2 protein-coding genes and 2 pseudogenes are annotated in these 3,189 nt (G+C 51.6%); 3 read left to right on the forward strand and 1 reads right to left on the reverse strand.

The window, feature by feature from the left end:
- Positions 1-248 (forward strand): annotated as a pseudogene (locus tag AC1HCM_RS04585) (hypothetical protein); the annotation flags it as partial.
- A 96-nt stretch (positions 249-344) separates the two neighbouring features.
- On the opposite strand, the gene AC1HCM_RS04590 reads toward AC1HCM_RS04585, so the two are convergent.
- A complete protein-coding gene (locus tag AC1HCM_RS04590; protein WP_479460599.1) occupies positions 345-530 on the reverse strand; it encodes a hypothetical protein in 186 nt (61 codons plus the stop codon).
- A 26-nt stretch (positions 531-556) separates the two neighbouring features.
- On the opposite strand from AC1HCM_RS04590, the gene AC1HCM_RS04595 reads away from it, so the two are divergent.
- The gene (locus AC1HCM_RS04595; protein ID WP_479460600.1) at positions 557-2,722 is read left to right on the forward strand and encodes a BadF/BadG/BcrA/BcrD ATPase family protein; all 2,166 of its coding nucleotides are present in this window, start codon (positions 557-559) and stop codon (positions 2,720-2,722) included.
- A 273-nt stretch (positions 2,723-2,995) separates the two neighbouring features.
- A pseudogene (locus AC1HCM_RS04600) lies at positions 2,996-3,189 on the forward strand (acyl-CoA dehydratase activase-related protein); the annotation flags it as partial.

Here is a 3,189-nt window from a genome sequence, read left to right on the forward strand (position 1 = left end):
TAAAGGGAGACGCCGAGGTTCACGCCCTCTCAAGGTGCCAGATGATACTTACAGAAGCAAAGAAGAGAGCACAGAGGGAGTACGAAGAGGTTCTTGAGAAGACAAAGCTAACGGAAGAGGATATAAGAAACTACGAAGAGGATCACTCCGAGCTTAAGAAGGCAACCTACAGGGTCCCTCACTACGGCTATGCGGGAACCTCTGCAAACTACGTGATGCACATTGCAAAGCTCATGGGGAGGGTTTAAGGTGTCTTTTCTTTCTTTTCAAAGAGCTTTGTGGTTATCAGTGAAAGAAGTATCAGGGTTATCGTTCCGAACACTACAAGGAAAACTATCGCCTGCTCATTGGTCATCTCTTTCTCCTATTTTTAGGAGTATAAAGCCCGCAATGACATTGGTCAACCCTGCAAGGAAGGTGATAAAGGATGCTTCAATCCCAATCCTCTCCGATATCAGCAGTACGACAGAGGCAACCATCAAGCCTACTCCAAAATTTCTGAGAACTTCAACCCAGTATCTCCTCAGCACCTCACCTATTATAAGGAGGTTCTGTCATGATCCTCGGACTTGACGTTGGCTCAACGACCTGCAAGTACGTTCTCATAGATGAGAAGGGCAAAATCTTGGACAAAGCCTATGAGAGGCACAACACCAGACAGGCTCAGAAGGTCCTTGAATTCCTGATAAGGCTTGAAGATGAGCACGGACTCAAACCCCAAAGGGACAGGGTTTACATAACGGGCTCCGGGGCGGGACTTATAGCCCAGTTCATAGGGGCCAAGTTCGTCCAGGAGGTGGTGGCGGTTGCAACCGCCGTTGAGAAACTCCACCCGAACGTGCGCTTTGTCTCGGAGATCGGCGGGGAGGACATGAAGACGATAGTCTTCAGCGGAGAGGGGGATAAAAAGACCCGTCAGGTCTTCATGCAGAGCGCCTGTGCGGGAGGGACGGGCTCTTTCATAGAAAAGTCCGCGAGGAAGCTGGGCATCTCTCCGGAGAAGCTCTCGCAGATGGGTTATAAAGGCTACCAGCTCCACAAGGTAAGCTCCAAGTGCGGGATATTTGCGGAGGCGGACGTGAACAGCCTCGTTAAGGCGGGGGTCCCCGTTGAGGAGATAATAGCGAGCCTCTTTGAGGCGGTAGTTTACCAAAACCTTGCGGTTCTCACAAAGGGAAACACCCCAAGACCCGAGGTACTTCTTCTGGGAGGTCCCAACCTCTTCTTCAAAGGTCTTCAGGAAGCCTGGAGGCACCACCTTACCAAACTCTGGGAGGAGAGAGGCGTCCCCCTGCCCGAGGGCAAAGACCCTGAAGACCTCATAATCGTTCCCGATAACGCCCTTTACTACGCAGCTCTGGGCTGTGCTCTGACCGCCCTGTCGGAGAAAGAGGGAGGGACCTACAGAGGATACGAGAAGCTAAGGTGGTGGACTCAGGAGGGTCAGCACGAGCAGAAGAAGAAAGAGGGCAGAAGGGCACTCTGGCAGACGGAAGAAGAGCTTAGACGCTTCAGAGAAATCTATGAGCCTCAGGTCTTTGCCTACAAGAGCAGGAAATCTTATGAGGGAAGAATAGACGAGGTCGTTATAGGCTGTGACTTTGGTTCTACCACCGCGAAAGCGGTCTGTCTGTCTAAAGAAAAAGAGGTTCTCTTTTCTGTCTATTCGCTGAGCAAAGGCAACCCAATAGAGGACGCCAAGCACCTCTTCAGGAAGATAAAGGAAAGGATAGGAGAGGCAAAGGTCCTTGCGGTAGGGGTGACGGGATACGGGAAGGACCTTCTCAAAGACATCATCGGGGCGGACGTTGCGATAGTTGAGACCGTTGCCCACGCGACCGCCGGTCTTCACTTCTTCCCCGATGCTGACTGCATCTGCGACGTTGGCGGTGTGGACGTGAAGATAATAATCCTCAGAAACGGGGCGGTTGTTGATTTCAGGCTCAACTCCCAGTGCTCTTCGGGAAACGGTGCCTTTCTGCAGGGAGTTGCGGAAAGGTTCGGGATACCCCTTGAGGAGATAGCGGAGCGTGCCTTCTCAGCCAAAGCCATGCCTACCCTCACGATGGGTTGCGGTGTTTTCCTCCAGAGCGATATAGTCAATCAGCAGAGGAAGGGATGGAATGCGGACGAGATACTGGCAGGTCTTTGCTGGGTTTTGCCCCAGAACGTCTGGATATACGCCGGCAACATTACCAACTTCAAGGGAATAGGAAAGAAATTCATCCTTCAGGGAGGGACCCACAGGAACCTTGCGGTCGTGAAAGCTCAGGTTGACTTTCTGAAGTCCAAAGTTCCCGATGCCGAGGTGGTGGTTCACCCCTACTCGGGAGAGGCGGGTGCGATAGGATCGGCTCTGGTCGCCCTTGAGCATTATGAGAGATTCGGAAGAACGCGCTTCAGGGGTTTTGAGACGATAGAGAGCCTTGAGTATAAGACCACAACCTCCGAAGAGACGGTCTGCAGGTGGTGTCCGATAGAGTGCAGGAGGACCTTCATAGATGTGAAGCTCCCCGGCGGGAAGGGAAGACCCTGGTCAAAGGTTCCCCTGCCCGAGGGCTGGGTAAGGATAATAACGGGCAACTCCTGCCCCAAGGGTCTCGTGGAGGACAAGAACGAGCTCAAAGCTGTCAAGGAGGAGATGGAGAAGGTAAGGAGTCAGTTCCCCAACGTCGCCCAGTTTGTCCAGAAGGAAGCTTTCAACGCAAGGGTGGAGGTCTAATGGGAGGTCTTCTGACGGGATTCGTCTATTTTGATCATTGCAAAAGCAAAGCCTGCTATAACTATGACGGCAAGGAGCATAATCCATATAGGCTCTATCTTCATCTTACATCAGCCCCTGTGGAGAGCTTTCTTTTCCTCAAGCTTAGAGAGCACGAGGAAGAAAATACCTATGACCACTATACCAATTGCAAGTATCCAGATCGGGTCCATAGCTACTCCCCCAGCTTCTTTCTCCTGAGCATCTTTTCAGATTATAACAGGAGGTCCGCTCATGCCTATCCTGACTCTCTTTAAGAAAAGGACCGCCGAAGGCGGTGATTTTAAAGATAAAAGAAAAAACATAAGGGTTGGAATTCCGAAGGTGCTAAACGTGTGGTCAACCCACCGCTTCTGGATAGGGTTTCTGAAGGCTCTGGGAATCCCCGCAAAGAACATAATCTTCAGCTCCGATACCTCAGAAGAGCA

Source organism: Hydrogenivirga sp. (assembly GCF_056450045.1).